At 71.4% G+C, this 5167-nt stretch carries 5 protein-coding genes; 2 read left to right on the forward strand and 3 right to left on the reverse strand.

The genetic code is table 11. From position 1 onward, the window contains the following. The 3 genes from AB7U92_RS21505 to AB7U92_RS21515 form a co-directional block, all read right to left on the reverse strand. Positions 1–350: alpha-E domain-containing protein (locus AB7U92_RS21505; RefSeq protein WP_428581867.1), on the reverse strand; the 350-nt coding region annotated here is incomplete at its 3' end. Between the two features lie 11 nt (positions 351–361). Next, positions 362–1798 (reverse strand): circularly permuted type 2 ATP-grasp protein, encoded by a 1437-nt coding sequence (locus AB7U92_RS21510; protein WP_428581870.1) that lies wholly within the window; start codon positions 1796–1798, stop codon positions 362–364. A 44-nt stretch (positions 1799–1842) separates the two neighbouring features. Beyond that, positions 1843–4278 carry a DNA internalization-related competence protein ComEC/Rec2 gene (locus AB7U92_RS21515; RefSeq protein WP_428581873.1) on the reverse strand — a complete coding sequence of 812 codons (2436 nt, stop codon included), beginning with the start codon at positions 4276–4278 and terminating at the stop codon, positions 1843–1845. Positions 4279–4329: 51 nt separating this feature from the next. Between AB7U92_RS21515 and AB7U92_RS21520 the strand changes: the two genes are divergently transcribed. Both AB7U92_RS21520 and AB7U92_RS21525 read left to right on the forward strand, forming a co-directional pair. Continuing rightward, complete coding sequence (locus AB7U92_RS21520; RefSeq protein ID WP_428581876.1) at positions 4330–4788, forward strand: RidA family protein; 459 nt, start codon at positions 4330–4332, stop codon at positions 4786–4788. A 5-nt stretch (positions 4789–4793) separates the two neighbouring features. Continuing rightward, the coding region (locus tag AB7U92_RS21525) for a disulfide bond formation protein B (protein WP_428581879.1) at positions 4794–5167 on the forward strand (374 nt) is incomplete at its 3' end.

Genomic DNA, 5167 nt, shown 5'->3' on the forward strand with positions numbered 1-5167 from the left:
AGCCAGGTCTGGTTCTGCGTCTCCCAGACCTCGGTGGTGAGCGTGCCGCGCACCGCGCGGGCGTTCTCGCGCGCGGCCATCAGGCAGGAGCGGATGCTCGACGGGTTCTGCGCGTCGGCCACCATGTACTGCATGACGTTGCGCGCGCTGATGGCGCCGTCGTAGCGCTTGGCGAAATCGCCGCTGAGCTCGGAGATGCCCAGCAGGCCCTTCCAGCCCTTCTCGGCGGCGTCGGCGGATTGCGGCAGCAGCGAGGTCTGGTAGTTGACGTCGAGCATGCGCGCGGTGTTCTCGGCGCGCTCCATGTAGCGCGACATCCAGAAGAGGTGATCGGCGGTGCGGGACAGCATGATGTTCTCCTTCAGGCCTCCAGCACCCAGGTGTCCTTCGTGCCCCCGCCCTGCGACGAGTTCACGACCAGCGAACCCTCCTTCAGGGCCACGCGCGTCAGGCCGCCCGGCACCATCTGCACCGTCTTGCCCGACAGCACGAAGGGCCGCAGGTCGATGTGGCGCGGCGCGATGCCGCTCTCCACGAACGTGGGGCAGGTCGAGAGCGCCAGTGTGGGCTGTGCGATGTAGCCCTCGGGGTTGGCTTCGAGCGCCTTGCGGAAGTCGGCGATCTCCTGCTTCGTCGCCGCCGGGCCGACCAGCATGCCGTAGCCGCCGGCGCCGTGTACCTCCTTCACCACCAGTTCGCCGAGGTGGTCGAGCACGTACTTCAGGTCGTCGGCCTCGCGACAGAGGTAGGTCGGCACGTTGTTCAGGATCGGCTTCTCGCCGAGGTAGAACTCGACCATCTTCGGCACGTAGGGGTAGATCGACTTGTCGTCGGCGATACCGGTGCCGATGGCGTTGGACAGCGTCACGTTGCCGGCGCGGTAGACCGACAGCAGCCCCGCACAGCCGAGCGTGGAATCGGGCCGGAAGGCCAGCGGGTCGAGGAAGTCGTCGTCGACGCGGCGGTAGATCACGTCCACGCGCTTGGGGCCTTGCGTGGTGCGCATGTAGACGAAGTTGTCCTTGACGAACAGGTCCTGGCCCTCGACCAGTTCCACGCCCATCTGCTGCGCCAGGAAGGCGTGCTCGAAGTAGGCGCTGTTGTACATGCCGGGCGTGAGCACCACCACCGTCGGCTCGTTCACCGCGGCGGGCGCCACCGCGCGCAGCGTCTCCAGCAGCATGTCGGGGTAGTGCGCCACCGGCTCGACGCGATGCTGGCTGAACAGCTCGGGGAACAACCGCATCATCATCTTGCGGTTCTCCAGCATGTAGCTCACGCCGCTGGGCACGCGCAGGTTGTCCTCGAGCACGTAGTAGCTGCCGCTGCCGTCGGCGTTGGCGGCGCGCACGATGTCGATGCCGCTGATGTGCGAGTACACGCCGCCGGGCACGTCCACGCCCATCATCTCGGGGCGGAACTGCGCGTTCTTGAAGATCTGGTCGGCCGGCACCAGGCCGGCGCGGATGATCTCCTGGCCGTGGTAAACGTCGTGGATGAAGCGGTTCAGCGCCGTCACCCGCTGCGCCAGGCCCTTCTCCATCTCGCTCCACTCGTGCGCCGGGATCACGCGCGGGATCAGGTCGAAGGGGATGAGCCGCTCGGTGCCGGAGCCGTCTTCGTCCTTGGCGCCGTAGACCGCGAAGGTGATGCCGACGCGGCGAAAGATCATCTCCGCCTCTTCGCGGCGCGACTTCATCACGTCGCGCGGCTGCTGCGCCAGCCAGCGGTCGTAGCCCTGGTAGTGCTCGCGCACCGTGGCACTGGTGGCGTGCATCTCGTCGAAACTCGGTCTCATCGGGTCCGTCTCCTCGGCAGGCAGGGTAGCAAAAAGCAGGCCACTCACCGCCCGGAAGCCGCGTCGGCGAGGGAGGAATGCCAGTAGCGCCGGCCGGTCTCGCGCTGGCACGAGCCCTTGCCGCCGGTGTCGGACTGCCAGTGCCACGCCCCGCACGCGGGGCTGCCGACGACCGTCGTGCCGATCGCCCGGTAGCGCGCCACCACCTCCTCGGCCGGATGGCCGAAGCGGTTGCGGTAGCCGGCCTGCACCACCGCCACCTGCGGCTGCACGGCGTCGAGGAACAGCGCTGTCGACGAGGTGCGGCTGCCGTGGTGCGGCGCCAGCAGCACGCCGGCGCGCAGCGCCTCGCCGTGGCGCCCGGCCAGGCGCAGCTCCTGCTCGCGCTCGATGTCGCCGGCCAGCAGCGTCGCCGGGCGGTCAGCGGCGGCGACGCGCAGCACGCAGGAGCGCGTGTTGGGCCGCGCCGTCGGTTCGCCCTCGCCCTCGAGCGGGTGCAGGAACTCGAAGCGCACGCCGTCCCACACCCAGGTCTGACCCGCGGCGCAGGGCTGGTGGGCGGGTGAGGCCGCCACCAGCGGGTGCTCGGGCGGCAGCGAGCTCGAGGTCGCCGCGACCGGCAGCGCCGCGAGCAGCGCACGGGCGCCGCCGACGTGGTCGGTATCGCGGTGGCTGAGCACCAGGCGGTCGATGCGGCGCTCGCCGCGGGCGCGCAGCAGCGGCAGCAGCACGCGCCGGCCGGCATCGCTGTCGCGGGCGTACTGCGGGCCGGCGTCGTAGACGAGCAGGTGGTTGCGCGTGCGCACCAGCACCGCCGTGCCCTGCCCCACGTCGACGGCGAGCAGCTCGTAGTGACCCGCCGGCGGCCGCTCGGGTGGCGTGGCCAGCAGGGGCAGCGCCAGCGGCACGGCCAGCAGCCGCCAGCGCCAGGGCAGCGGCATCACGGCCAATGTACCGGCCAGCAGCGCTGCCGCCTGCGCCCAGCCCAGCACCACCGGCACGAACCAGACCGACAGCGGCAGCGCCGCCAGCCACTGCAGCACGACGCTGAAGGGTTGCAACACGGCGGCGGCCAGGGTCCACAATGGCGGCAGGAGGCTGCCGGCCAGCGCCAGCGGCGTAATCACCAGCGTGACCAGGGGAATGGCCACCAGGTTGGCAACGAAGCCGACCGCCGAAACCTGCTGAAAGAAGATCAGCGTCAGCGGTGCCAGGCCGAGCATGGCGACGATCTGCGTGCGCAGCCCGCCGCGCAGCACCGCGCCAGCGCGTTGCGCGAGCGTGCCGTGAAGAGCCGCCTGTGCGGCTGCTTCGTCGCGCACGGGCTCGGAGGCCATCAGCAGCCCGACGGCCGCGAAGGAGAGCCAGAAGCCCGGCTGCAGCAGCGCCCACGGGTCGGCCAGCGTCACCACCAGCGCCGCCAGCGCGAGCACCAGCGGCCAGGGCCAGCGCAGGCCGAGGCTGCGCAGCAGCACCACGGTGGCCAGCATCCACACCGTGCGCTGCGCCGGCACGCCCCAGCCGGCGAAGACCGCGTAGGCGGTGGCGATCAGCAGGCCGCCCCAGCGCGCGGCCTGCGGCGCCGGCAGCCCGTGCATCGCTCGCCGGCTGCGCCGCCACAGCAGGCCGATCAGTGCCGCGGCCAGCCAGCCGAACATGGTGATGTGCACGCCGCTGATCACCATCAGGTGGGCCAGGCCGGTGGCGCGGAACAGCTCCCAGTCCTCGCGCTCGATCGCGCCCTGGTCGCCCACCGACAGGGCCGCCAGCACGCCGGCGGCGCGGGGGTCGGCGACGCGCGCCCCGACCGCGTCGCGCACCCGCTGGCGCAGCCGCTCCACCGGGTAGGCCAGGGTCTGTTCGACGCCTTGTGCCGGTGCGTCGCGCACGTAGCCGGTGGCGCGCACGCCTTGCTCGAACAGCAGCAGTTCGAAGTCGAAGCCGTGCGGGTTGAGCTGGCCATGCGGCCGGCGCAGCCGGGCGTTGAAGGTCCAGCGCTGCCCGGCGCGCAGCTCGCGCTGTGGCTGCAGCAGCGTCGCGTCTTCATGGAAGCCGCTGTACCAGCCCAGCGCCACGCGGCGCGGCACCGCCACCGGCTCGCCGGCCGCCGTCGCGTGCTCGACCTCGAAGCGGAAGCGGACCCCGTTCGGCCCGTGCTGCGGCAGGCTGGCGACGATGCCGGTCAGGCGCAGGTCGCGCCCTTCGATGGCGGCATCGAGCGGCTCGGCCAGCCGCTGCGTGGCGCGCCAACCGGTGCTGGCGAAGCCCAGAAGCGCCAGAGCGGCCAGCGCCAGCACGTCCACACGGTGCCGGCGCAACGCCGCCAGGCCCGCGATGGCGCCGAGCAGGGCCAGAAGGAGGTAGCTCGCCGCGTCGAGCAGCTCGCGCTGCTGCAACTGCAATGCCACGCCCGCCGGCACGGCCAGCAAGGCCGCGAACCCGCGGAGCACACTCGCCGGTTCGGTGGCCGGTCCTCCCATGCAGCGCAGTGTAGGATCTGCGCCCCGCACCGCCTGCCCCCAAGGAACACCATGTCCAACGTCTACGACCGCCTCGCTGAACTCGGCATCACGCTGCCGCCGGTGGCCGTGCCGGCCGCCGCCTACGTGCCCTTCGTGCGCACCGGCAACCTCGTCTTCCTCTCCGGCCACATCGCCCGCCGCGACGGCAAACCCTGGGTGGGCCAGCTCGGCGGCGAGATCGACACCGCCACTGGCGCGCAGGCCGCGCGCGCGGTGGCCATCGACCTGCTCGGCACGCTGCATGCGGCAGTGGGCGACCTCAACAAGGTCGAACGCATCGTCAAGGTGATGAGCCTGGTCAACAGCACGCCGGCCTTCACCGAACAGCATCTGGTCACCAATGGCTGCTCGGAGCTGCTCGGTGCGGTGTTCGGTGAGAAGGGTGCCCATGCGCGCAGCGCCTTCGGCGTGGCGCAGATCCCGCTGGGCGCGTGCGTCGAGATCGAGCTGATCGCCCAGGTGGCTTGAACGCGATGAGACTCACCCAACGCGGCTGGCTGGTCGCCATCGCGGTACTTTCGATCGGCGCGGTCTGCGCCGCGCTGTTCACGCAGTACGTGTGGGACATGCAACCCTGCCCCTGGTGCATCCTGCAGCGGCTGCTGTTCGTGGTGATCGCGCTCCTGGCGCTCGCCGGCGCCTTCCTGCCCGGGCGCATCGCCTTCGCCGGCCTGACGGCACTGGCGGCCTTCGGCGGCATCGCCGCGGCGGTGTACCAGCACTTCGTGGCCGCCAAGTCGACCTCGTGCAACCTGACGCTGGCCGACAGGATCGTCAGCGCCACCGGGCTCGACCGCGCCCTGCCCTTCGTCTTCGAGGTCAAGGCCAGCTGCGCCGACGCGGCGGT

The sequence above is a fragment of the Piscinibacter sp. genome (assembly GCF_050175855.1).
Classification (GTDB): domain Bacteria; phylum Pseudomonadota; class Gammaproteobacteria; order Burkholderiales; family Burkholderiaceae_C; genus Piscinibacter.

What these genes read in the sequence shown, in the direction of transcription:
- AB7U92_RS21520 (WP_428581876.1), top strand. Translation starts at nt 4,330, where the DNA reads ATGTCCAACGTCTACGACCGCCTCGCTGAACTCGGCATCACGCTGCCG.
- AB7U92_RS21515 (WP_428581873.1), bottom strand. Translation starts at nt 4,278, where the DNA reads ATGGGAGGACCGGCCACCGAACCGGCGAGTGTGCTCCGCGGGTTCGCG.
- AB7U92_RS21510 (WP_428581870.1), bottom strand. Translation starts at nt 1,798, where the DNA reads ATGAGACCGAGTTTCGACGAGATGCACGCCACCAGTGCCACGGTGCGC.